The 21,134-nt window shown below is 73.5% G+C and carries 21 protein-coding genes; 7 read left to right on the plus strand and 14 right to left on the minus strand.

The genetic code is table 11. The features are described 5' to 3' along the window. Positions 1 to 14: 14 nt before the first annotated feature. The 7 genes from G3T38_RS17860 to G3T38_RS17890 all read right to left on the minus strand — a co-directional run bounded on the left by G3T38_RS17860 (position 15) and on the right by G3T38_RS17890 (position 6,306). On the minus strand, positions 15 to 872 hold the full coding sequence (locus tag G3T38_RS17860) for a hypothetical protein (RefSeq protein WP_163773805.1): 858 nt from the start codon (positions 870 to 872) through the stop codon (positions 15 to 17). Continuing rightward, positions 869 to 1,399: a hypothetical protein gene (locus G3T38_RS17865; protein WP_163773807.1), complete on the minus strand. Its 531-nt coding sequence runs from the start codon at positions 1,397 to 1,399 to the stop codon at positions 869 to 871. The genes G3T38_RS17860 and G3T38_RS17865 overlap by 4 nt, the downstream gene beginning before the upstream one ends. Continuing rightward, entirely contained in the window at positions 1,396 to 1,842 is a 447-nt protein-coding gene (locus tag G3T38_RS17870; protein ID WP_163773809.1) for a hypothetical protein, read from the minus strand. Before G3T38_RS17870 ends, G3T38_RS17865 begins: the two co-directional genes overlap by 4 nt. Positions 1,843 to 2,482: 640 nt before the next feature. Next, positions 2,483 to 3,748 (minus strand): iron uptake transporter deferrochelatase/peroxidase subunit, encoded by a 1,266-nt coding sequence (gene efeB, locus G3T38_RS17875; RefSeq protein ID WP_163773810.1) that lies wholly within the window; start codon positions 3,746 to 3,748, stop codon positions 2,483 to 2,485. Further along, a complete protein-coding gene (efeO, locus tag G3T38_RS21235; protein ID WP_163773812.1) occupies positions 3,745 to 4,935 on the minus strand; it encodes an iron uptake system protein EfeO in 1,191 nt (396 codons plus the stop codon). The genes efeB and efeO overlap by 4 nt, the downstream gene beginning before the upstream one ends. After that, positions 4,932 to 5,810, minus strand: coding sequence for an iron uptake transporter permease EfeU (gene efeU / locus G3T38_RS17885; protein WP_163773814.1), 879 nt, complete (start codon positions 5,808 to 5,810; stop codon positions 4,932 to 4,934). The genes efeO and efeU overlap by 4 nt, the downstream gene beginning before the upstream one ends. A gap of 241 nt (positions 5,811 to 6,051) precedes the next feature. Next, positions 6,052 to 6,306: a helix-turn-helix domain-containing protein gene (locus G3T38_RS17890; RefSeq protein ID WP_163773816.1), complete on the minus strand. Its 255-nt coding sequence runs from the start codon at positions 6,304 to 6,306 to the stop codon at positions 6,052 to 6,054. Between the two features lie 158 nt (positions 6,307 to 6,464). Between G3T38_RS17890 and G3T38_RS17895 the strand changes: the two genes are divergently transcribed. Further along, entirely contained in the window at positions 6,465 to 6,785 is a 321-nt protein-coding gene (locus G3T38_RS17895; RefSeq protein ID WP_163773817.1) for a DUF6907 domain-containing protein, read from the plus strand. A 35-nt stretch (positions 6,786 to 6,820) separates the two neighbouring features. Beyond that, a complete protein-coding gene (locus G3T38_RS17900; protein WP_163773818.1) occupies positions 6,821 to 7,660 on the plus strand; it encodes a glycosyltransferase in 840 nt (279 codons plus the stop codon). A 21-nt stretch (positions 7,661 to 7,681) separates the two neighbouring features. Here the strand turns inward: G3T38_RS17900 and G3T38_RS17905 are convergent, their stop codons facing one another. Next, entirely contained in the window at positions 7,682 to 8,392 is a 711-nt protein-coding gene (locus tag G3T38_RS17905) for a DsbA family protein (RefSeq protein ID WP_163773819.1), read from the minus strand. 131 nt (positions 8,393 to 8,523) lie between these two features. On the opposite strand from G3T38_RS17905, the gene G3T38_RS17910 reads away from it, so the two are divergent. Then, positions 8,524 to 9,453: an ABC transporter ATP-binding protein gene (locus tag G3T38_RS17910; RefSeq protein WP_163773820.1), complete on the plus strand. Its 930-nt coding sequence runs from the start codon at positions 8,524 to 8,526 to the stop codon at positions 9,451 to 9,453. Beyond that, positions 9,450 to 10,316 (plus strand): ABC transporter permease subunit, encoded by an 867-nt coding sequence (locus G3T38_RS17915; RefSeq protein ID WP_163773821.1) that lies wholly within the window; start codon positions 9,450 to 9,452, stop codon positions 10,314 to 10,316. Before G3T38_RS17910 ends, G3T38_RS17915 begins: the two co-directional genes overlap by 4 nt. Positions 10,317 to 10,397: 81 nt before the next feature. Here the strand turns inward: G3T38_RS17915 and ilvC are convergent, their stop codons facing one another. The 4 genes from ilvC to G3T38_RS17935 form a co-directional block, all read right to left on the minus strand. After that, a complete protein-coding gene (gene ilvC, locus G3T38_RS17920; RefSeq protein WP_163773822.1) occupies positions 10,398 to 11,423 on the minus strand; it encodes a ketol-acid reductoisomerase in 1,026 nt (341 codons plus the stop codon). An 84-nt stretch (positions 11,424 to 11,507) separates the two neighbouring features. Further along, entirely contained in the window at positions 11,508 to 12,047 is a 540-nt protein-coding gene (ilvN, locus tag G3T38_RS17925; protein WP_163773823.1) for an acetolactate synthase small subunit, read from the minus strand. Further along, entirely contained in the window at positions 12,047 to 13,813 is a 1,767-nt protein-coding gene (locus G3T38_RS17930; RefSeq protein ID WP_163773824.1) for an acetolactate synthase large subunit, read from the minus strand. The genes ilvN and G3T38_RS17930 overlap by 1 nt, the downstream gene beginning before the upstream one ends. Positions 13,814 to 14,138: 325 nt before the next feature. Beyond that, complete coding sequence (locus G3T38_RS17935; RefSeq protein WP_163773826.1) at positions 14,139 to 14,837, minus strand: VOC family protein; 699 nt, start codon at positions 14,835 to 14,837, stop codon at positions 14,139 to 14,141. Between the two features lie 247 nt (positions 14,838 to 15,084). On the opposite strand from G3T38_RS17935, the gene G3T38_RS17940 reads away from it, so the two are divergent. Beyond that, positions 15,085 to 18,267 carry a S8 family peptidase gene (locus G3T38_RS17940; protein ID WP_163773828.1) on the plus strand — a complete coding sequence of 1,061 codons (3,183 nt, stop codon included), beginning with the start codon at positions 15,085 to 15,087 and terminating at the stop codon, positions 18,265 to 18,267. Between the two features lie 105 nt (positions 18,268 to 18,372). Here the strand turns inward: G3T38_RS17940 and G3T38_RS17945 are convergent, their stop codons facing one another. Continuing rightward, positions 18,373 to 19,044, minus strand: a complete 672-nt coding sequence (locus G3T38_RS17945) for an anti-sigma factor (protein ID WP_163773831.1) — start codon at positions 19,042 to 19,044, stop codon at positions 18,373 to 18,375. Continuing rightward, a complete protein-coding gene (locus tag G3T38_RS17950; protein ID WP_206675923.1) occupies positions 19,041 to 19,562 on the minus strand; it encodes an RNA polymerase sigma factor in 522 nt (173 codons plus the stop codon). Before G3T38_RS17950 ends, G3T38_RS17945 begins: the two co-directional genes overlap by 4 nt. Before the next feature lie 162 nt (positions 19,563 to 19,724). Between G3T38_RS17950 and G3T38_RS17955 the strand changes: the two genes are divergently transcribed. After that, positions 19,725 to 20,441: a CHRD domain-containing protein gene (locus G3T38_RS17955; RefSeq protein ID WP_163773835.1), complete on the plus strand. Its 717-nt coding sequence runs from the start codon at positions 19,725 to 19,727 to the stop codon at positions 20,439 to 20,441. Further along, positions 20,434 to 21,060, plus strand: coding sequence for a class F sortase (locus G3T38_RS17960; RefSeq protein ID WP_163773837.1), 627 nt, complete (start codon positions 20,434 to 20,436; stop codon positions 21,058 to 21,060). Before G3T38_RS17955 ends, G3T38_RS17960 begins: the two co-directional genes overlap by 8 nt. Positions 21,061 to 21,134: the final 74 nt, after the last annotated feature.

Consider the following 21,134-nt stretch of genomic DNA (forward strand, 5'->3'; position numbering starts at 1 on the left):
CACCCGGGCACCGTTCAGGCCGGCACCCCCACCCCGTACGGCGCGTCGTCGTACCCCGCCGCATGGCGGACCCCGCCGGCCACCACCGTCTCGACCCGGCTGGCGGGCGCGGCCACGACCTGGAGCGCCCGACCGCCCTCGGTGACCGCGGCGGCGACCTCGTCGAGGTGCGCACCGACCTCCTGCAGCCGCTCGCCGAGACCGCGCACCGAGGCGATCAGGCGCTGGGCGAGCTCGCCGATGCGCTGGACGGCCGAGCGCACCCGCATGCCCAGGCTGACCAGGGTGGGTCCGGTGCCCACGCCGGAGATCAGCACCGGCGCCATGGGCAGGAGCCAGGCGACGATCTCCGCGATGGTCTCGCGCACCACCTGCCGCACACCGGCGACGAGCGAGCTGGCGAGCTGCACGGAGGCGGCCACGCCCGTGGCGGCCACCGAGCACGCGTGCACGGCGAGGCTGCGGGCGCGCCCGTAGGTCGAGTACGCCGCTGCCGCCGCCCCCTCCCAGTCCGCCGTCACGGTCGTCACCTCGCCCTCGTAGTCCGCCGCCGTCGCTGCGAGCCCCCGCGCCACCGCGTCCCAGGTCGCCGCCTGCGCCAGCACCGCGTCGGGGTTGCCGGCGAGGTGGTCGAGGAACTGGTGCAGGGGCTCGATGCGCTCGAGGAGGAAGCCGATGCCCGCGCCCACCAGCGCCCCGACGGGGTCGCTGAGCAGGTCGCCCACCTCGGAGACGCTGCACAGCGTCAGCAGGCCGGCCTCGGCCCAGTCGCCCCGCTCGAGGGCCTCCGCCGTGGACGCCAGGGTGTCGACGACGGCCCCGCCGGTGTGCCACGTGCGGGTGTCGTCCTCCTCCACCACCTCGACACTCACGGGGCCACCCCCGCCCCGGGCACCGGCACCCCGACGGGCAGCGGAGCGGAGGGACCCGCCTCTTCGAGCCGCTCGATCCACCGGGCCGTCCCGGCGATGACGCCGGCCGTCTGCCGGACGCCCCACCGCGCAGCCTCCTCGCCCGCCTCGCGGGTGGCGTCGACGACCGCCTCGCCCGCGCCGACCGCTGCCGGCCAGGCCCGGTCGCGGACCGCGTCGACGACGCGGCCGATCCCGGTCGCCGTCGCCGCGACGGTGACGTCCGTGACCTCGACGCCCGTCGCGACCGCCCGGACCTCGGTCGCCGCCGTCGCCAGCGACCCGACCGTCGTCGCGCACGCGGCGATCCCCGTCGTCTGCGTGCCCGCCAGGACGGGGACGAGGAAGGAGCAGAGCACGCCGAACGCGTCGTGGTCGGCCGCGGTGGCCCGCGCCGCCTCGAGGGCCGAGCGGGGCTCGCCGGCCAGCACGTCGACCCGGGCGGCGTGGAGCCGCAGGGCGCCGGGATCCATGCCCAGGACGCTCATCGCAGCACCCCCGCCGCAGCCGCGTCACGGTGCTCGTCCGTGGCGACACGGCCAGCCGGGGACCCGAACATGCGCGCGGCGTGCTCAGCGACGTGGGCCGTCGTGCGGGAGTCGGCACCGAACGCCTCCCGCGCCAGCCCGCCGAGCATCGCGGGCAGTCGACGTCGTGCCGTCGCGTTGGCCGCGAGCACCGACCTCGCCACCGCCGCGCCGCCCTGCGCGGCGACCCGCTCCCCGACGGCCAGGTCCATCAGGCCGCCGGCGTGGTCGAGCGTGACGGTCACGTCGCTGCCGTCGGCCGGGCGGCCGTGCACGCGCAACGCGTCCACGGCCGCCGCGTACTGCTCCGCGCGACGAGCCTCGGCCGCCGCGCCCGCGACGATCGCGTCGACGGCGTCCAGGGCCTCGTCGGCACCACGGAACTGCAGTCCCTCACTCCTCATGTCTCCCCCTGGTCATCTCGGGCGACCGCTCTCCGGCCGCCGTTCCAGGGTGGCGGGAACGGGGCCTCGGCGGAAGCCGTCCCCGGCCGACCTGTGGATAACGGGGGGAGCCCGGGGTCGGCTGTGCGGAGTGCCCGCCGCGGCCGTCGGAGGCGAAATGTGCGCCTGGTGCGGGCCGCGCGCCGCCGGGAGCGCACCAACCGCACTCTTCCGGCCCCCAGGGCGAGCCGGGAGCCCCCGGATCGAGCCCGCACGAGCCGGGACGAGCTCGCACGAGCCCCCACCGGCCAGCCCCGGCACCGGCCCCGAGCAGCACCCACCGCGTCCGTCGGGGGCGAAATGTGCGCCTGGTGCGGGCCGCGCGCCGCCGGAAGCGCACCAACCGCACTCTTCCGGCCCCCGGGGCGAGCCGGGAGCCCCCGGATCGAGCCCGCACGAGCCGGGACGAGCTCCCACGACCCCCCACTGGCCAACCCCGGCACCAGCCCCGAGCAGCACCCACCGCGTCCGACGGAGGCGAAATGTGCGCCTGGTGCAGGCCGCGCGCCGCCGGGAGCGCACCAACCGCACTCTTCCGGCCCCCAGGGCGAGCCGGGAGTCGCACGAGCCCCCACGAGCCCAGCCGTGGGCTGGCAACAACTCAGGCGAAGAGCGCCTGCCCGACGAACTCGCCCTCGCGCACCCCCGGGGGCACGGCGAACAGTGCGGAGGAGGTGAAGCGCAGGTACTCCATCAGCCGGTCGTTGCGCGCCATCTCGGTCTGGAGCGGGATGAAGTGCGTGCGGGGGTCGCGCACGAACGCGATGAAGAACAGGCCCGCGTCCAGGCCACCCACGTCGGTGCTGCCGTCGACGAAGTTGTAGCCGCGCCGGAGCATCCTGGCACCGCCGAAGCGGTCGGGGTGCACCACCGCGACATGGGAGTCCACGGGCATGATCGGGCCGTCGCTGCCCTGCAGGTCGAAGTCGGGCTGTGCGTCCTCCGCGCCGCCGGACAGCGGCCCGCCGGAGCCCTTGAAGCGACCGATCGACTGCTCCTGCTCGCCCAGCTGCTGCCGGTCCCAGACCTCGATGGTCATGGCGATGCGCCGCGCGACGAGGTAGCTGCCACCGGCGAGCCAACCGCCCGCGGCGTCGTCGTCGGCCCCCACCCACACGTGCTCGTCGAGCGCAGCGGTCTCCTCCGCGCGGACGTTCATCGTGCCGTCCTTGAACCCGAACAGGTTCCGCGGCGTCGACTGGCTCGTCGTGGTCGTCGACGTGCGCCCGAAGCCGAGCTGGGACCACCGCACCGAGACGGTCCCGAACCCGATCCGCGCCAGGTTGCGCACGGCGTGCACGGCGACCTGCGGGTCGTCGGCGCACGCCTGCACGCAGAGGTCGCCCCCCGAGCGCGCCGGGTCGAGCACGTCCGCCGGGAAGTGCGGCAGGTCCGCGAGCGCCTCGGGCCGACGGTCGGACAACCCGAACCGGTCGCCGAGCTCGGGGTGCTCGAAGAGCCCGGGCCCGAACCCGATCGTCAGCGTGAGCCGGGACGGCGGCAGGTCGAGGGCCTCCCCCGTGTCGTCCGGCGGCAGGTTCTGGGCACCGTTGACGGCGCCGACCGGCCCCGCGGACTGCCCCTGCACCATGCGCTCGGCCGCGTCCGTCCAGAGGCGCAGGAGCTCGACCAGCTCGTCACGGTCGTCGGTGACGACGTCGAACGCCGCGAAGTGCAGGCGGTCCTGCGCCGCGGTGACGATCCCGGCCTGGCGCTGGCCCCGGAAGGGGTACGACGCGGGCTCGCCCCCGCCGGCCGCCGCGTCCTCGCCGAGGCGAGCCGCGGCGTACCCACCGGCGGCCAGCGCGACGCCCCCCGCCGCGAGCCCCCCGCCGAGGAGCCCGCGCCGCGAGAGGCCGCCGCTCACGCGACGACGGCGGCAGTCAGCCGCGAGAGCGGCTCGGACAGGGCGTTGACCGCGTCGGACAGCTCGCCGCGCTGGTCCTCGCCCACGGTGTCGTAGGAGACGAAGCCGTCGCCCTCCCGCTGGGCGTCGAGCAGCGTCTGGAGGTCGGCGAACTCCTCGTCGAGCTCGGCCGCCAGGTCGGCGTCGTTCTCGAGCACGATCGGGCGCACGCCCTCGTAGGCCACCCGTGCCCCGTCGACGTTGGCCTGGAAGTCCCACAGGTCGGTGTGCGACCAGGCCTCCTCCTCACCGGTGATCTTGCCGGTCGCGACCTCGTCGAGCAGGCCCCGGGATCCGTTGGCGATGAAGTCGATCGGGTAGGTCATGTCGGGCGCGTTCACGAGCTCGACCAGGGTCTCGGTGTCGGCGACCAGCTTGTCCGCGAGCGTGGCGCGCTGCTCGTCGGTGAGCGGGGTGTAGTCCGTGGCGTCCTCGGGCCAGAGGTCCTTCTCCAGGACGTGCCAGCCGGTCCACTCCTGGCCGGGCTCGAGGTCCGCCTCGCGCAGGTCCATCTCGGGGTCGAGCGTGCCGAACGACTCGGCCACGGTCTCGATCCGCTCCCAGTGCTGCCGGGCCTGCGGGTACAGGGCACGCGCGGCCTCGTCGTCCCGCGCCTTCACGAGGGCCGCGAACTCGGTGGTGCCGGTGAGCAGCTGGTCGGCCTGGTCCTCGACGTACGCCGCGTAGTTGGTCTGCGCCTGCTCCACGAGCTCGGCGTCCGAGGCGGAGGGTGCGGAGCCGTCGTCGGAGGCGGCGACCGTGAAGTCGCCGCGGATGCCGTCCCCGACCATGCCCGGCTTGCAGGCCGTCACGTAGTCACCGGCCGCGACGTTGACGGTCAGCTTCGCGCTGGTGTTGGGCGCGACGTTCTCGACCTCGCCCAGGATGCGCAGGCCGTCCGAGTCGAGCAGGTAGAACTCGGTGACGTCGTCACCCGCGTTGGTCACGTCGAAGGTGAGCGTGCCCGCCGGCGCCTCGGTCGAGGAGAGCTCGCAGCCGTCGGCGGAGGAGGCCACGGCCAGCACCCGGGGGTCCCCGCTGTCGCCCGGGTCGGCGTTCTCGGTGCAGGCGGCTGCGAGCGCGAGCGGCGCGAGGGCGAGCACGGCCAGCGGCGCACGGCCGCGACGGGTCGAGAGGAGGCGGATCATGCGGTTTCCTTCGTGGGAGTGGGGTCGGCCGGGCGGACGGCACCGGTCGGGCGCCGACGGACGGCGCGGAGGAAGAGGAACATCACCGGGACGACGTAGAGGACCCAGACGGTCGCCTCGAGCCACGTCGTCTGCGGCGAGAAGTTGAAGATGCCCTTGAGGACGGCGGCGTAGACGGAGCTGGCGTCGTACCAGCTCGTGACGTCCCACGCGAGGCTGTGGAGACCGGGCAGGAAGCGCGCCTCCTGGAGGTCGTGGACGCCGTAGGCGAGCACACCGCCGGCGACGAGCACGAGGAAGGCGCCCGTCCACGTGAAGAAGACGGTCAGGTTGAGCGTGACGGCGCCCCGGTAGATGAGCACGCCCAGCACCACGGCGGTCGCGAGGCCCAGCGCCACACCCGCGAGGGGTTCCCACGTCGGCAGACCGTCGACGGTGCCCGTCCCCGTGACCGAGCGGGTGGTCGACCAGACGATGAGGGCCGTCTCGAGCCCCTCCCGACCGACGGCGAGGACGGCGATGACGACGAGGGCCAGCGGGTTCCCGCCCGCCGCGGAGTCGATCTGGCCGCGCAGCTCACCGGCGAGGGAGCGGGCGTTGCCCGCCATCCAGAAGATCATCCAGGTCACGAAGCAGACGGCGACGATCGAGAGGCTGCCGCCGATCGCCTCCTGCGCCTCGAAGGTGAGGCCCCGGGGCCCGAAGGTGAGGACCGCCCCGAACGCGAGGCTGACGGCCACGGCGAGGCCGACGCCCGCCCAGATCTTCCAGAGCAGGGAGGCACGGCCGGTCTTGACGAGGTAGGCCACGAGGACGCTCACGACGAGCGCGGCCTCGAGTCCCTCGCGCAGACCGATGAGGTAGCTGGCAAGCACGAGCGCTGACTCTAGACCTGCGGACTTAGGTTCGCCTCACCTGACCGGCAAGAATTTGCCAAGATCCGTCGCACCCACCGACCGAGGTCGTGGTCGTGCGGGACACGCCACAGGTGCTTGACCACCCTTTGGTGTCCATCTATAAATGGTGACGGCTCCGCAGGACCCGGACCGCCGTCGACGCCAGGAGCAGCCTTCGCATGACCACGTCCGACCGACCAGCTCCCCGGGGCGCGCGCGCTCAGGTCAGCCGGGGCGCGCCCTCCAACAGGGTCGCCACGTCGATCTCGAGCACCTCGCAGACCGCGAGCAGCGTCTGCAGGCGAGGGTTCATGGCGACCCCGGGGCGCGACTCGCCCTTCTCGAACTTCTGGTAGGTGAACCCCGCGACACCGGCCAGGTGGGCCACCCGCTCCTGGCTGAGGCCCTTGCGCTGGCGCGCCTGCTGCAGCCGGACGCCCACCTCGCGGGAGAACGTCTTCCACTCGTCTTCCATCACCTCTCCACCATCGCCGCGCGGCCACCTCGCTACGACCATCAATATATGTGAATCTCGGAATCACACCGCGGACCTGTGGAGGACGCCCTGCCGCGCGGGCGAGGTCGTCGGTGGTGGCGCCTAGGTTCCGAGCAGTCCGACGACGGGGGTTGCCGATGCACGACGAACGACCGACCTGGCTCAGGGAGCCCTGCCCGCACTGGTGCGCGGCGGAGCACCGCCAGGAGGACCATCCCGACGACCGCGTGCACCGCGGCGCGAGCGCGACCCTGGCCGGCTTCATCGCCCACGGGGCCGTGCCGACCGAGTTCGAGGAGGAACCCGCCCACCTCGTGGTGCAGGTGATGCGGCCGGTCGGTGGCGCGACGACCTGGGTCGAGGTCAGCGAGGCGGAGGGCGCACGCCACCGCCTGACGGTCACCCTCGCGACGGCGCGCGACCTGGGGCGGCTGCTGACGCGGATCGCGCCGCGATGACCATCTGGTGATGCGCATTTATATATGGTGCTCGGGTGATCGAGCCCCATTCCCGCCTCGCCGCGCCCATCGACCTGCTCCTGCTGACGAGGTTCAACGTGAAGCGCCGGGGGCGCACCGCGGGCGACCCCTGGCTGCGGGAGCGGGTCCGTCACTTCACCCGGGTCTGCCTGCCCTCCGTCGTCGGCCAGACCGAGCCGCCCACCGGCTGGCTCGTCTTCTTCGACAGCAGCAGCCCGACCTGGCTGCGCGACCTCGCGCACGAGCTGGGGGACGGGACGTTCGAGCCCGTCTGGCTGCCCGGCGAGGTGCCGATGTCGGTCTACGCCGAGCACGTCCGTCGCCACAGCGACGGGCCCTGGGTGGCGACCACGCGGCTCGACAACGACGACGCGCTCGCCCGGGACTTCGTCGCCCGCACGCGCGCGGCGCTCCGGCCGACCGAGGAGTTCCTGAACTTCGCCTCGGGCCTCCAGGTGACGGCGGAGGGCACGGTCCACCGCCTGCGCGATCCGTCGAACGCGTTCCTCACCCGCACCGAGCGGCGGGCAGACGCCACCACCGTCTACGCCGTGCGGCACCCCCGGGCCGGCGAGGTCGCCCCGGTGCGGCAGCTGGAGGGGCCACCGATGTGGATCCAGCACATCCACGGGGACAACCTCGTCAACGCCGTCCACGGCATCCGGGTCTCCCCCACCGCGCTGGAGCGCTTCGACGTCCGTCTCGACGCCCGCCCGATCGGCGCGCTCGCGCTCCTCCTCGCCCGCATCCGCGACGTCGCCCGCGTGGTCCGCCGCCTCGTCGCACGACCCGCGCGCCTCCGGTGGGCCTGGCGGGTGCTGCGCAGCCGCCTGACGCCGTCCCGCCCGGGGTGACCGGAGCGGGGCCGGCGAGCGTCAGGCCTGCGGCACGGCGCAACCGTCCGGACCGCACGCCTCCGCGTCGTCGCCACCGACCTGCACGAGCGCAGGGTGCGACTGGGCCCAGGCCCGCTCGAGCACCTGCGTGAACACCTCGACCGACTGCGCGCCCGAGAGCCCGAAGGCGCGGTCGACCACGAAGAACGGCACCCCCGTGGCCCCGAACGCGCGCGCCTGCTGCACGTCGGCGGCGACCGCGTCGGCGTACTCGTCGCTCGCCAGCACCTGGTCGACGCGCTCGGGGGCCATGCCCGCCTCGACGGCGACGGCGCGCAGCTCGGCCGGGTCGGAGAGGTTCCGCGCGTGCTCGAAGTACGCCGACAGGAACGCCTCCTTGACCTCGACCTGTCGGGCCGGACCGCCCTCGGCGAGGGCGAGGTGGAGCAGCCGGTGGGCGTCGACCGTGTTGCCGTGCACCGTGCGGTCCTGGTGGAAGTCCAGGCCCTCCTCGCGGGCGATGCCGTCGACCTGGGCCATCATCTGCGGTGCCTGGGGGCCGTACTTCCGGGTCAGCGCGTCCACGGTGCGCTCCGTGCCGTTCCGCGGCGCCGAGGGGTCCAGCTCGAAGGAGCGGTAGACCACCTCGACCTCGTCGGCGTGGGGGAAGGCCGCCAGGGCGGACTCCATCCGACGCTTGCCGATGAAGCACCAGGGACACACGACGTCAGACCAGATCTCGATACGCACGCCGCCCCCAACCCCGAGGAGGACGGCTGCATTCCCCGCCCCCGCCCAGTGCCGTCCCGGGGGTGGGCCAGGGTCGCCCCAGGGTCCGACCCCGATGCGCCCGCCCGTCGGGCCGGGCGAGGCTCAGGACCATGATCGACGTCAACGGACTGACCAAGACGTACGGCGCGCACCGCGCCGTCGACGACGTGAGCCTCACCGCCCGCCCCGGTCGTGTCACCGGATTCCTCGGCCCCAACGGCGCCGGGAAGTCCACGACCATGCGGATGATGGTGGGCCTCACACCCCCGACCTCGGGCACCGCGCGGATCTGCGGCGCGGCGTACGCCGACCTGCCGAACCCGCCGCGCGAGGTCGGCGTGCTCCTCGATGCCTCCGCCCAGCACGCGGGACGCACCGGGCGCGAGATCCTCACCATCGCCGCCATGACCGCCGGCCTGCCCCGCAGCCGGGCCACGGCCATGCTCGACCTGGTCTCCCTCACGGAGGACGAGGCCGACCGCCGGGTGCGCAACTACTCCCTGGGGATGCGTCAGCGGCTGGGCATCGCGGTCGCCCTGGTCGGCGAGCCCGAGGTGCTCGTGCTCGACGAGCCGGCGAACGGGCTCGACCCGGCCGGCATCCGGTGGATGCGCGACCTGCTGCGCGGGTTCGCGGCAGACGGCGGCACCGTCCTCCTCTCCAGCCACCTGCTCCACGAGATCGAGGTCATCGCCGACGACCTCGTCGTCATCGGCCGGGGCCGGATCGTCGCCGAGGGCACCAAGGCGTCGCTCCTCGAGCGCGCCGGCACCGTCGTGGCTCCCGTGGAGACGGCGGACGCGGCCACGCTCGTGCGGGCCTGCGCCGGAGCCGGACTGGCCGTGACCCGCCAGGACGACGGGTCGCTGCGCGTCGAGGCGGACGCACCCGAGGTCGGGCGCCTGGCGCACCAGGCCGGGGTACCGCTCGCCCGGCTCCAGCCCGCGGGCGGCACCGGGCTGGAGGACATGTTCCTCCAGCTCACCGCCGACACCCAGCGGGAGACCCGCGTCGCGACGGCCGGAGGGATGGCGGCATGAGCACGACCGTCGACGCCGGGGCCGCTCCGACGGGCGCCCCCACCACCACCTCGACCCACCCGGTCCGACCGGCCGGACCGGCCCGCCCGGGACGGGCGGCGCGGCCCGACCTGCGCCGCATCTCGTTCGGTCGCCTCGTGGTCGTCGAGGCCCGCAAGACCTTCGACACGCGGGCGGGACTGTGGCTGTGCGCGAGCATCGTGCTGCTCGCGCTCGTGGCGACCGGCGCGGTCATCGCGTTCGCACCGCAGGCCGACCTCGACTACGGCCAGTTCGCCGGCGCGATCGGCACACCCATGGCGATCATCCTGCCGGTGCTCGCCATCCTCTCCGTGACCAGCGAGTGGAGCCAGCGCAGCGGGCTCACCACGTTCACGATGGTGCCGCAGCGCGGTCGCGTCATCGGGGCGAAGGCGGCGGTGGCCGTCGTCGTGGGCGTGGTCTCCATGGTGGTCGCCCTCGGCGTCGGTGCGGTCGGGACCCTGGTCGGCTCCGCCATCGCGGGCATCGACCCCGTGTGGGACGTGACCGTCGCCCAGTTCACCTCGATCGTCATCGCCAACCTGCTCGGCATGGCCGTCGGCTTCATGCTCGGCGTGCTGCTGCGCAGCTCCCCGGCAGCGATCGTCGGGTACTTCGTCTACTCGTTCGTGCTGAGCACCCTCAGCTACACCCTGGCCGCCTACCAGGACTGGTGGGCGGACCTGCAGCCGTGGCTGGACTTCAACTACGCGCAGACGGCGCTGTTCGAGGACTGGCCGACCGGCCAGGAGTGGGCGCACCTGGCGACGGCCTCCGTGCCCTGGCTGGTCCTCCCGCTCGCCGTCGGCCTGCTCCTGCTGCGGCGCTCCGAGGTGAAGTGAGGCCCCGACCGGAGACCCACCGGACGCACGAGGCCCCCGGGACCGCTCGGTCCCGGGGGCCTCGTCGTACCGCTCAGGGGGTCAGCGCGCGGCCGAGCCCTCCGTGTAGTCGGCGTCGGCCTGCTGCCACGAGAAGTGGGCGCGCAGCTCCTTGCCCGTCTTCTCGATCGGGTGGCCGGCCTCCTCCTCGCGCAGGCGCTGGAACTCCTCGCCGCCGTTGTCCTGGTCGCCGATGAAGCGCTTGGCGAAGGTGCCGTCCTGGATGTCGGCGAGGATGCCCTGCATCCGCTCCTTCGTGCCGGCGTCGACGACGCGCGGACCGGAGACGTAGTCGCCGTACTCCGCCGTGTCGGAGACGCTCCACCGCTGCTTCGCGATGCCGCCCTCCCACATGAGGTCGACGATCAGCTTGAGCTCGTGGAGCACCTCGAAGTAGGCGATCTCCGGCTGGTAGCCCGCCTCCGTCAGGGTCTCGAAGCCCGCCTGCACGAGGTGCGAGACGCCACCGCAGAGCACGGCCTGCTCACCGAACAGGTCGGTCTCGGTCTCCTCGGTGAAGGTGGTCTTGATGACGCCCGCGCGCGTGCCGCCGATGGCCTTCGCGTAGGACTTCGCCAGGTCCCAGGCCGCGCCCGAGGCGTCCTGCTCGACGGCGATGATGTCCGGGATGCCGCGGCCCGCGACGTACTCGCGGCGCACCGTGTGGCCCGGCGCCTTCGGGGCCACGAGGATCACGTCCACGCCCTCGGGCGCGGTGATGTAGCCGTAGCGGATGTTGAAGCCGTGGCCGAAGACCAGCGTGTCGCCCGCGGCGAGGTGGGGCTGGATGGACTCGGCGTAGACGTGGCGCTGCACCTGGTCGGGCGTGAGGATGACGACGACGTCGGCCTCCTCGACCGCCGCGGCGACGTCGAGGACCCGCAGGCCCTCCTCCTCCGCCTTGGCGCGGCTCTTCGAGCCCGCGGCCAGGCCGACGCGGACGTCGACGCCGGAGTCGCGCAGGTTGAGGGCGTGGGCGTGCCCCTGGCTGCCGTAGCCGATGACGGCCACGTTCTTGCCCTGGATCAGGGACAGGTCGGCGTCGTCGTCGTAGTAGATCTCAGCCACTGGGGGCTACTCCTTCTGGGTTGACTTCTCGAGTGGTACGTCGCTGGCGAGCGCGAGTGGGGACCCGCGCCCCCGAGGGTGGCGTCAGCCGGCCGCCGGGACCGGGACGGGCACCGGGCGCGCGGTGCGCTCGGTGATGGAACGCGAGCCGCGGCCGATCGCGACCATGCCCGACTGCACGAGCTCACGGATGCCGTAGGGCTCGAGCACGCGCAGGAAGTCGGCGATCTTGCCGGAGTTGCCCGTGATCTGGATGGTCACGGCGTCGGGGGCGACGTCGATGACCTTGGCGCGGAAGAGCTGCACGGTGTCGAGCACCTGGCCGCGCGTCTCCGCGTCGGCCCGGACCTTGACCATGACGAGCTCCCGGTTGACCGAGTTGGTCGGGTCGAGCTCGACGATCTTGATGACCTCGACCAGCTTGTTGAGCTGCTTGACGACCTGCTCCATCGGCGACGTCTCGACGTCGACGACGATCGTCATGCGGGAGATCTCCGGGTGCTCCGTCGGGCCCACCGCGAGGCTGTCGATGTTGTAGCCGCGGCGGCTGAACAGCGCCGCGATGCGCGCGAGCACGCCGGGCTTGTTCTCCACCAGGACCGAGAGAGTGTGCTTGTCGCTCATCACAGATCGTCCTCGTCGAAGGTGGGCGCGAGGTCCCGCGCGTACTTGATGTCGTCGTTGCTGGACCCGGCGGCCACCATCGGCCACACCATGGCGTCGCGGTGCACGCGGAAGTCGACGACGACGGGGACGTCGTTGATCTCCATGGCCTTCTCGATGGTCGCGTCGACCTGGTCCGGCGTCTCGCAGGAGAGGCCGACGCAGCCGTAGGCGTCCGCCAGCTTCACGAAGTCGGGGATGCGCTTCGAGTGCAGGTCGGTGTTGGAGTAGCGGCCCTCGTAGAAGAGCGACTGCCACTGGCGCACCATCCCGAGCGACTCGTTGTTGACGACCGCGACCTTGATCGGGATGCCCTCGATCGCGCAGGTCGCCAGCTCCTGGTTGGTCATCTGGAAGCAGCCGTCGCCGTCGATGGACCAGACGGTCGCGTCCGGGCGGCCGACCTTGGCGCCCATGGCCGCAGGGACCGAGAAGCCCATCGTGCCGAGACCGCCGGAGTTGATCCACGTGCGCGGGTGCTCGTACTGCACGTAGTGCGCCGACCACATCTGGTGCTGCCCGACGCCCGAGCAGTAGACGGAGTCGGGGCCGGCGATGTCGCTGAGCCGCTCGAGCACGTACTGCGGCGCGAGGGCGCCGTCCGGGGGCGCGTCGTACCCCAGCGGGTAGCGGCCCTTGACCCCGGAGAGGAAGGCGACCCAGCCCTCGTAGTCGCCGGTGTGCCCGGCGTCGGCCTGCGACGTCAGCAGGGCGAGCAGCTCGTCGATGACCTCCCGGGCGTCGCCGACGATCGGCACGTCGACGGGACGGTTCTTGCCGATCTCGGCCGGGTCGATGTCGGCGTGGATGACCTTCGCGTGGGGGGCGAACGAGTCGAGGTTGCCCGTGACGCGGTCGTCGAAGCGCGCGCCGAGGCTGATGATGAGGTCGCTCTTCTGGAGCGCCGCGACCGCGGCCACCGTGCCGTGCATGCCGGGCATGCCCATGTGCTGCGGGTGGCTGTCGGGGAACGCGCCGAGCGCCATCAGGGTCGTGACGACGGGCATGCCCGTGAACTCCGCGAGCAGGCGGAGCTCGCGGGAGGCGCCCGAGCGGATCACGCCACCGCCGACGTAGAGCACCGGCTTGCGGGACTCGAGGATCAGCTTGACGGCCTCACGGATCTGCTTGCCGTGGGGGCGCGTCACCGGGCGGTAGCCGGGGAGGTTGAGCTCGGTGGGCCAGCGGAACGTCGTCGAGGCCTGCAGCGCCGACTTGGCGATGTCGACGAGCACCGGGCCGGGGCGGCCGGTCGAGGCGATGTGGAACGCCTCGGCGATCTTGACCGGGATGTCGGCGGGGTCGGTGACGAGGAAGTTGTGCTTGGTGATCGGCATCGTGATGCCGCGGATGTCCGCCTCCTGGAAGGCGTCCGTGCCGATCATGGACGCGCCGACCTGGCCCGTGACCGCGACGAGCGGCACCGAGTCCATGTGGGCGTCGGCCAGCGGCGTGACGAGGTTCGTCGCCCCCGGACCCGAGGTGGCCATGCAGACGCCGACGCGGCCGGTCGCCGCGGCGTACCCCTGCGCGGCGTGCCCGCCCGCCTGCTCGTGGCGCACCAGGATGTGGCGGATCTGCGTGGAGTCCATCAGGGGGTCGTAGGCCGGGAGGATCGCTCCGCCCGGGATGCCGAAGATCGTGTCGACCCCGGCGCTCTCCAGCGACTTGACGAGGCTCTGCGCCCCGGTCACGGTCGGCGTGGACGCCTCGCTCTGCTCACTCATCGGCTCGGTTCTTCCCTGTCTGCTCCCGCGTCGTCGCGGGGGCGGTCTCGATCGGTCGTGCACTGCGGCTCGTCGGCCCGGGACCGGCGGGGACAGTGTCCGCCACCTGGCTCGGCCCAACAAAAAACCCCTCGGGCCTGATGGCGACGAGGGGTGACGCGGGGACGCGCTCGGAGTGGTTCCGGGCTCAGTCCACGCGTCGCGTGCGTACAAGAAGAATGCGCATGCGCCTACGGTCGCCGTCAGGACCGGACGACGTCAACCAGTCTGCCATCCGGTCCCACATCCTGGTACGCCCGTCCCAGATGACGGTCCACCGCGGCCGTCAGCCGCGGTCCTGCCACGTGCACACGCAAGCCTTGTTGCCCTCGGCGTCGGCCAGCACCCAGAAGGAGCGCGCGTGCTCGGCCGTGACGAGTCGGCCGCCGGCCGCCAGCGCGGCCTCCACCCGGTCGAGGGCGACGTCGTGCGGCACCGTGATGTCGAGGTGGAACCGCATGCGCCCCGCCGGCTCGCCGGACCGGTCCTCCTCGGTCGGCTCGCTGGACTGGAACCAGAACCCCGGGAGGCCCGTGCCCCGCGCGTCGGCCAGCTCGTCGCCGTCGCGCGGGTCGTCGGAGAGCCCCAGCACCGCCCGCCAGAACGGCTTGATCCGGGCGAGGTCGGGGGTGTCGAGCGCGATCTCCAGGGCCTGGACCTCCTCCGGCGCCGGCCGGGCGCCGTGCTCGCGCGCCAGCTCCGACACCCGGCGGGCCAGCGCCACGTCGCGGGCGGTCACCCCGCCGACGTCGTGGCTCTGCGTCACGACACGGACCGAGCCGTGGCGCAGCTCGATGTCGGGGTGGTGGTCGACCTCCGCCGCGTGGGCACCGATCGCGGCGACGAGGGCCAGGGCAGCGTCGTACCCCACCTCGAAGCGGGCGTGCAGCGACCGCAGCAGCAGGCGCCAGTCGGGGAGGTCCGCGGCGAGGACGTCGTCGCCGCTCAGGAGGGCGCGGGGGTCGGCACTGCTGCTCTCGGTCATGACCCCCATCACAGCACCCGGCACCGACACCACCGGAGGAGGTAGGTCACGGTCTGGAAAATTCCTCGTCGCGACCCGTGGTCGACAGCGCCTTTCGGACCTACAGTGCTCGCACCGCCGGACGTCTTCCGGCCGCGGGATCGGGCCCGTGGACGCGTCGGGTCGGGCTCGGAAAGCGAGATCTCGGGTGCACCTCACACCACCACGTCGGTGGGTCGGCCTTGCCGTCGCCACGCTCGGCGCCTCCATGCTCACCATCTCCCCCGCGTCAGCCGCCCCCGGCGACGGCGACGCGCCCCTGCCGATCCCGGAGGCCACGCCGCCGTCGGTCGAGCGGGCCAAGATCGCCCCCGGTGTCGACCTCGACACCGACGCCCGCCAGACCGTCTTCGTGCAGATCACGGGTTCGGGCGCGGCCGACGTGGCCGCCCAGCGCTCGGGCAGCTCCGCCCGCACGCAGGCCACCCAGCGCCGCGCGCAGGTCGAGGCGACCGCCGACCAGCTCGTCGACGTCGCGCAGGCCGCCGACTCGGGAGCGACGTCGTCCTTCACCGTGAGCAACGCGGTGCCCGGCGTGTCCATCACCGGCACCCCTGCCGCCATCGAGGCCCTCGCCGCCGAGCCCGGCGTCGCGAAGGTCTCCCGCATCGCGGAGCGCACGCTCGACAACTCCAGCGCTGCGGCGCTCGTCCGGGCCAACACGGTCTGGAACCTCGGCGCCAACACCGGCAAGGGCGTCAAGATCGGCGTCATCGACACCGGCGTCGACTACACCCACTCCACCTTCGGCGGCCCCGGCACGGTCGAGGCCTTCGAGGCCGCCAACGCGGCCTCCACCGAGGACGGCTGGCGCGAGGCGCTCCCCGCGCGCGGCCAGGCCAAGATCGCCGGCGGCTACGACTTCGTGGGCGACGACTACAACGCCGACCCCACGTCGCCGACCTACGACCCGGTCCCCGCGCCCGACCCCAACCCCCTCGACTGCGAGGGCCACGGCACGCACGTGGCCGGCAGCGCGGGCGGGTACGGCGTGCTGCCCGGCGGCGGCACCTTCGCCGGCAACTACGCCTCGGTCGGCCCCAAGACCCTCCGCGCCCTCGAGATCGGCCCGGGCATGGCGCCCGAGTCCGAGATCTACGCGCTGCGCGTGTTCGGCTGCGGCGGCAGCACCAACGAGGTCATCGCCGCGCTCGACTACGCGCTCGACCCCAACGGCGACGGCGACTTCTCCGACCGCCTCGACATCATCAACCTGTCGCTCGGCTCGGCCTTCGTGCCGGCCGACGACCCGCAGAACGCGGTCATCGACGCGCTGACCCGTCACGGCGTCCTCACGGTCGCCTCCAACGGCAACGAGGGCGACCTCACCGACGCCGGCGGCTCCCCGGGCAGCGCGACGAGCTCCCTCGCCGTGGCGAGCAGCGTCGACTCGATGCAGCGCCGCGACGCGGTGAACGTGACCGCCCCGTCGAACCTCGCCGGCCCCGCCGCCGGCCAGTTCTCCCAGGCCTACGACTTCGCCTCGGAGCCGCCGGTGTCCGGCACGGTCGCGGCCGTCCCCGGCAGCAACGCCGACGGCTGTGACGCGTTCTCGGCGGCGGACGCCGCCAAGGTCGACGGCAAGATCGCCTGGCTCGAGTGGGACGACGTCGACGCCACGCGGCGGTGCGGCTCCATCGCCCGCGCCGCGAACGCCAAGGCCGCGGGAGCGATCGGCGCGATCTTCACCAGCGAGCTCGACGTCTTCGGCGCCGGCATCTCCGGCGACCCGGACATCCCGGTCATCCAGCTCACGGGCACCGAGACGGAGCGGCTCCGCTCCGCGGCCGCCGCGGGCACCCTGGTGATCACCTTCGACGGCGACCTCGCGCAGAGCATCTCGACCTACGACGACGCCATCACCGACACCGTCTCGGGCTTCACCTCCCGCGGTGGCCACGGCACCTTCAACGGCGTGAAGCCGGACGTCGCCGCCCCCGGTGACACCATCAGCTCGGCCGCCGTCGGCACGGGCAGCCGGAGCGCCTCGCTCTCGGGCACGTCGATGGCCGCGCCCGTCACGGCCGGTGTCGCCGCGCTGGTCGTCGCCAAGCACCCCGAGTGGACGCCGCTGCAGGTCAAGGCCGCGATCATGAACACCGCGACCAACGACCTGTTCACCGACGAGGGCCGCACGGGCGCCAAGTACGGCCCGGCCCGCGTCGGCGCCGGTCGCATCGACGCCCGCTCGGCGACGGAGACCACCACGCTGGCCTGGACGAGCGGCACCAACAACCCCGTCTCCGCCACGTTCGGCGTGGTCAACGTCGCCGCCGGCTCGGCCAACGCGACCCGTTCCAAGACGGTGACGGTGCGCAACAACTCGTCCGCCTCGGTCACCTACAAGCTGGGCTGGCAGGGCTCGACGAACCAGCCGGGCGTCCGCTACGGCCTGTCGGCCACCTCGGTGACCGTCCCCGCCCGCTCGGAGCGGTCGGTCACCCTCACCATGACCGTCACGCCGAGCGCCGTCCAGCGCCAGATCGACCCGACGATGGACGTCGAGCAGCTCTCCACCCCGCGCCAGTTCGTCTCGGCCGCCTCCGGTCGCCTGACCATCACGGCCCCGAACAAGCCGGCGCTGCGCGTCCCGGTCCACGGCGTCGCGCGGGTCAACTCCACGACGACCGCGTCGGTCGCCAACCAGCAGCTGGTGCTGAGCGGCAACGGCGTCGACCAGGGCGAGGGCACGGCGCGCCAGCGCTCCGTGGTCTCCGTGCTCGAGCTGGGCGCGCGCAGCGGCCAGATGCCGATCTGCACGGGCACGCAGACGGTCGGCTGCGTCGACCAGGGCTCGGACCGCGGCATGGACCTCCAGTCCGTCGGTGCCGGTTCGTCGAGCACCCACCTCTGGTTCGGCATCGACACCTGGGGCGACTGGGCGACGATGGGTCGCCTGAGCATCCCGTTCGTCGACTACGACGTGAACGGCGACGGCACCCCCGACTACGAGACGTACCTCCAGTTCTTCCCGGACTCGGACGTCCTCTACTCGGTCACCGTCGACCTGGAGTCCGGTGACACGGTCGACCAGCAGCCGGTGAACTTCTTCGACGCCGACGTCGACACGAACGTTTTCGACACCGACGTGGTCCTGCTCCCCGTCCGCAAGGCGGCCATCGGCCTGCCGACCAGCGGCACGGCGAGCGCGCCCATCACCTACGTGGCGGGCGTGTACGACGCGGCGGTCGGCGGCACCACGGACGCGACCGGCGAGGTGGAGTACGACGCGGGCAACCCCCGCATCCGCACCGAGGGTCCGCTGTTCGAGGACACCGACGGGGCCACGATCGACCTGCTCGGCGCCGGCGGTGCCGACGCCCTGGTCCTGCACCTCTACGGTGCGCCGGGCCGCCGCGGAGAGATCGTCCCGGTTCCCGCGGTGGACTGACGCCCCACCCGCACCACCACCGGCGGCCGCCGTCCCCCTCGGGGGCGGCGGCCGTCGGCCGTTCCGGGAGCTGCTAGAGCTGCTCGGGAGCTCCTCGAGACCGGCTCAGCCGGCGACGGTCGGCAGGTCCGCCGACCGCACCAGCTCGCCGTCCGGGCCCACGATCTGCAGCGTCACGACGTCCTCCCGGAGGACCGCGGCGTTGAGGCTGCAGTGGATCTCCACCGCGGAACCGAGGAAGGCTCCCGCGCTGACCGGCGAGCCCTCGGCATCGAGGAACCGCACGTCGTAGGTCTCCCCCACGGCGAGGCCCTCGACGTCGAGCACCGCCTCCGTGCCCCAGGTGTGCGGGATGACCTCCGCGCGCACCTCGGCGGCGGCAGCCGGGGCGCCGGTGGCGGGCTCGAACCGCACGGGCTCGGCCACGCCGAGGGTCCCGGGCGGCCCGGTGGTCGCGGTCCGCGCGGGCTCGTCGCCCGTCTGCTGCACGACGAGGGTCCCGGCCGTGCCGAGGCCGACGCCCGCCACGAGGGCCGCCGCAGCAGCGATCAGGGTCCGCCGCCGTCGCGGAGCACCGACAGCAGAAGACGGCAGCGGCTCCTCCCACGCTCCGAGAGCGCCGATCCGCTCGGACACCGCCCGCAGCTCCTCGATCTCGAGCGCGACCGACGGGTCGTCGCGGACCAGCGCGTCCAGCTCCGCCTGCTCCGCCTCGTCGAGGTGACCGGTGACCGCACCGGCGACCAGCTCGGCGCGGCGCTCGGACGATGTGCTCATTGCTCCCCCTCCGGTTCCAGCAGCGCGCGGAGCGCGCGCAGGGCGTGGTACATCCGCGTCCGCAGCGTCGCGACCGGCACCCCGTCCCGGGCGGACAGGGCATCGTAGGTGAGCCCCTCCAACCGGACCGCGACCACGACGCGGCGGTGCGCGGGGCTGAGCTGGGCGAGCGCCCAGGCCAGCTCGAGACGGTCCTCGACGACCGCCGACTCCGGCGCCCGGTGGAGCGGCACCACCCGCGCCTCGAGCCCCGCCTCCGCAGCCGCCGCCGCGGCCCGGCGCTGGCGCCGCTCCCGGACGCGCAGGTGGTCGACCACCGCGTTCCGGGCGATCGCGAACAGCCAGGTGCGGAGGGAGGCGCGCGTGGCGTCGTAGGTGGCGCGCGCCTGCCAGGCCCGCGTGAACGTGTCCTGCACGCACTCCTCCGCCGCGCCGCGGTCGCGCAGCGCGTTGACGGCGAAGCCCAGCAGCTCGCCCGCGTGCAGCCGGTGCGCCTCCGCGAGGTCGAGGTCGGACATCGCACCGACCCTAGCCGTGGTCATGACAGGGGGTACGACGCGCGAGCGGGGCCCGTTCAGCGCCGTACCGAGAAATTCTCGATGCCGGTGAACGGGGCCGGGCCGGGCGACGTACCCCCTCGTGACGGGCGCTGCGTGGGCGCCCCCGACGAAGGAGCACGCATGAGCACGACCCGCACGCCCATCCGTCTCGCCGCCCTCGCCGTGGCTGCCCCGCTGGGACTGGCCGCGGCTGCCGCGCCCGCAGCCGCCGACGAGGAGGTGCCCCGGCCCGCGTCGTTCACGAGCGCCTACACCGTGATGGCCACCCCGGACACGATCATCGACCCCGAGGGGGCGTCCGTCCCGGGCGAGGAGGGGGCGACCGGCACCTTCACCTTCATGGTGAACTCCGACGAGGACGTCATCTGCTACGACATCACGCTCACGGGCGTGACGGGCGAGTACCAGAGCCCCGCCCGCACGGCGACGCACATCCACGCCGCGCCGGCCGGGCAGGGCGGGCCTCCGCGGATCGCGTTCCCGAACCCGGAGGGCGAGGGCGACACCCGGACGTCCAGCGGCTGCCTGCAGGGGCCGTTCACGACCGGCATCGAGGGCGACGACGGCAACGACACGGGCACCGGCTTCACGCTGGCCGACCTCGAGGCCGACCCGACGTCGTTCTCGGCCGACACCCACACGGCCGCGTTCACGGCGGGCGCCGTGCGCGGTCAGCTGCAGGAGATCCCCGTCGGCGGCGTCGACACCGGCCTGGGGGGCACGGTGGCGGAGGCCGGGACCGACGGGACCGGTACGGCGCTGGCCGTCGCCGGGCTCGCGGGCATCGCCGTCGCGGCCGCGGGCGGGGGGCTCGTGGTCGCACGCCGGCGTGCCTGAGCGCGCCGCGCCGTACCGGTCGCTCGCCCTCGTCCTCGCCGCGCTGGCCCTCGCCGGCTGCGGCGGGGGCGGGGGCGCTGCCCCGTCCTCGGCCCCGTCCTCGGTGACCTCCGCGGCCCCGTCCGCAGCACCCTCGTCGGACGCGACGACCTCGTCGGTCCCGTCGTCCTCCACGGAGGACGACGCGCGCCCGGTGCGCGTCGAGATCCCGGCGATCGGGGTCGACGCCGCGCCGGTCGACCTGGGCATCGGCGGTGACGGCGAGCTCGAGGTGCCGGTCGACCCGGACGACGTGGGCTGGTACGTCGGCGGAGGCCGCCCCGGGGAGCGGGGACCCACGGTGGTCGTCGGCCACGTCGACGGGGTCGACGGGCCAGCGGTGTTCGCGGACCTCGCGACGCTCGAGGTCGGCGACACCGTCGTCGTCCACCGCGCCGACGGCCGGGCCGTGTCCTACGTCGTCGAGCGGGCCGAGGCCGTCGCGCAGGACCGGTTCCCGACCGAGCTCGTGTTCGGGGCGACCGCGGGCGACGAGCTGCGGCTGATCACGTGCACCGGGCCGTACGACCGGGCCGCCGGCCGCTACACCCAGAACCACGTGGTGTTCGCCCGCCCCTGAACGCACGGCTTGATCGCTCGACCCCGTCGGCCTATTGTTCCGCACGGAATATTCGGTGCGGAACAACGGGAGGT

This window comes from Nocardioides zeae (genome assembly GCF_010686755.1).
Taxonomy (GTDB): Bacteria; Actinomycetota; Actinomycetes; order Propionibacteriales; family Nocardioidaceae; genus Nocardioides; species Nocardioides zeae.

Coding starts and splice junctions, on each gene's coding strand:
- G3T38_RS17865 (WP_163773807.1), bottom strand. CDS start 1,399: ATGAGCGTCCTGGGCATGGATCCCGGCGCCCTGCGGCTCCACGCCGCC.
- G3T38_RS17870 (WP_163773809.1), bottom strand. CDS start 1,842: ATGAGGAGTGAGGGACTGCAGTTCCGTGGTGCCGACGAGGCCCTGGAC.
- efeO (WP_163773812.1), bottom strand. CDS start 4,935: ATGATCCGCCTCCTCTCGACCCGTCGCGGCCGTGCGCCGCTGGCCGTG.
- G3T38_RS17890 (WP_163773816.1), bottom strand. CDS start 6,306: ATGGAAGACGAGTGGAAGACGTTCTCCCGCGAGGTGGGCGTCCGGCTG.
- G3T38_RS17895 (WP_163773817.1), top strand. CDS start 6,465: ATGCACGACGAACGACCGACCTGGCTCAGGGAGCCCTGCCCGCACTGG.
- G3T38_RS17910 (WP_163773820.1), top strand. CDS start 8,524: ATGATCGACGTCAACGGACTGACCAAGACGTACGGCGCGCACCGCGCC.
- G3T38_RS17915 (WP_163773821.1), top strand. CDS start 9,450: ATGAGCACGACCGTCGACGCCGGGGCCGCTCCGACGGGCGCCCCCACC.
- ilvN (WP_163773823.1), bottom strand. CDS start 12,047: ATGAGCGACAAGCACACTCTCTCGGTCCTGGTGGAGAACAAGCCCGGC.
- G3T38_RS17930 (WP_163773824.1), bottom strand. CDS start 13,813: ATGAGTGAGCAGAGCGAGGCGTCCACGCCGACCGTGACCGGGGCGCAG.
- G3T38_RS17935 (WP_163773826.1), bottom strand. CDS start 14,837: ATGACCGAGAGCAGCAGTGCCGACCCCCGCGCCCTCCTGAGCGGCGAC.
- G3T38_RS17940 (WP_163773828.1), top strand. CDS start 15,085: ATGCTCACCATCTCCCCCGCGTCAGCCGCCCCCGGCGACGGCGACGCG.
- G3T38_RS17945 (WP_163773831.1), bottom strand. CDS start 19,044: ATGAGCACATCGTCCGAGCGCCGCGCCGAGCTGGTCGCCGGTGCGGTC.
- G3T38_RS17950 (WP_206675923.1), bottom strand. CDS start 19,562: ATGTCCGACCTCGACCTCGCGGAGGCGCACCGGCTGCACGCGGGCGAG.
- G3T38_RS17955 (WP_163773835.1), top strand. CDS start 19,725: ATGAGCACGACCCGCACGCCCATCCGTCTCGCCGCCCTCGCCGTGGCT.